Source organism: Bradyrhizobium sp., assembly GCF_016462955.1.
GTDB lineage: Bacteria > Pseudomonadota > Alphaproteobacteria > Rhizobiales > Xanthobacteraceae > Bradyrhizobium.
Genome location: NZ_JAEMSD010000450.1, coordinates 1 through 1,584, shown reverse-complemented (window position 1 = coordinate 1,584; position 1,584 = coordinate 1). Strand labels below are relative to the sequence as shown.

Sequence of the window (1,584 nt, the reverse complement as noted above, 5' to 3'; positions counted from 1 at the left end):
GGGCTGGCGCAGGCGTGTGCGGCAATCGAGGCTGGCGACGGCGGCGGTGAGCACGCGCGGCAGCCGCACCGTTTCGACCACCACCGCTTCGGTCGCGGTCCACGTTGCCTTGACGGCGACCAGGTGCGACAGGATGATCGACAGCACCGTGTTGAACGGGACCTGATACCGCCCCGAAGCGACCGACCACAGCAGGACGAGAACCAAGCTCGCGGCAAGCGCGACGTAGAGCAAGGCATAGGATCGTTCGCCCGGCGATTGGGCTCTCGCGGCCACTCGTGAGATCGCGCTTCCCATCAACGAGCCCGATAGGCGTCATAGCCGGTGGAGCTGGCGTTCTCGCGAAGAAACAGCATGCCGTCTATGTCTTCGTCCGTCGGCTTGTAGTCGTAGAGGAAGCCGAACCAATCCCTCACCGAGCTGCGAATGTTCACCTGCGCGCGTTCGGGGTGCAGCAGGCCCGCCAGCCAAAGCCACCCGAGCGCCGACTCATGACTTGGCGGATCCCAACGATAGCCGCCGAGCGGAACGCGGTAGACGCGACGAGCGCGAACCGCATCGACGCCCTGCCAGCGCGGATCGCGATAGAGATCGGACGGCATCGCCGAATCGAAGTTTCCGAGCAGGACGACTTGCGGATTCCAAGCCAGGATCTGTTCGATGGTCACAGTGCTGATCGAACTCGCGCTGCCGACCGCGTTCTGTCCGCCGGCCAGTTGAATGGCGAGATCCTGCGCCGTTCCCTGGCCGCTGACGCGCAGCACGTTGGTGGTACGATTGAAGTAGAGGACGCGCGGCCTCTGCGCCGGCGGCAGATCGGCAAACCGCGAGGCAAGGGACTGACGGATCTCTTGCTGCTTTCCCAGAAGTTCGTCGGCACGGTCTTCCCTGCCCGCGATCTTTCCCATCAACCTCACGTATTCGACGTAGTTCTCGAACGAGCCGACGCGCATTCCGACGACGGGGATTCCGGTCCGATCCAATGGTCCGATGACGTCACTGTTGTTGGCCCATTGGAAGATCGCATCCGGCCGCAAGGCGAGGATCGTCTCCACATTCGGTGCGAAATTCGATGCATCTCCCCCGGTCGTCACGCCCGTCTGAATCTGCCTGAAGTCCGGAAACAGCTTTCCGGCAATGCCCTCCTGCATGGCGCGCGCGGCGTATTCGTTCATGCCGACGATCTTCTTCTCGCTGCCATCGATTGCCATGAAGGTCGACGGCGCCGGGATCGGGATGATGACCAGGCGCTCCGGCGGACGGCTGAACGTAAGCTTGCGGTTACGCTGGTCGGTCAGATCGATCGCATGAGCCGAGCTGAATTCGCCGAGCGCGACCACGAGGATCGCCACCAAGCTCAGCAATGGTCTTCCACGACGCGACGACGGCAGCATCAATTCAAGAACCTCGGGCAACAATGACGATCAATGGCGCCGCAGACATGGCTACATAGTGCCATGGAAGGAAAACGCAAAAGCAAATCGTTCGTCGCGTGCCGCAAGTGCGGCTCGCAGAACTGGAATCGTTCAAAAGAACGTGGATCGATCACGACGATGCCTGATCGTATTGCACTTATCGAACGTC

General features: G+C 61.7%; 1 protein-coding gene and 1 pseudogene. Both read right to left on the bottom strand.

The genetic code is table 11. The annotated features are described in order from the left end of the window. Window positions 1-234: pseudogene (locus JHD07_RS31305) on the bottom strand (hypothetical protein); the annotation flags it as partial. A gap of 62 nt (window positions 235-296) precedes the next feature. Further along, complete coding sequence (locus tag JHD07_RS31300; RefSeq protein WP_291629177.1) at window positions 297-1,364, bottom strand: ABC transporter substrate-binding protein; 1,068 nt, start codon at window positions 1,362-1,364, stop codon at window positions 297-299. Window positions 1,365-1,584: the final 220 nt, after the last annotated feature.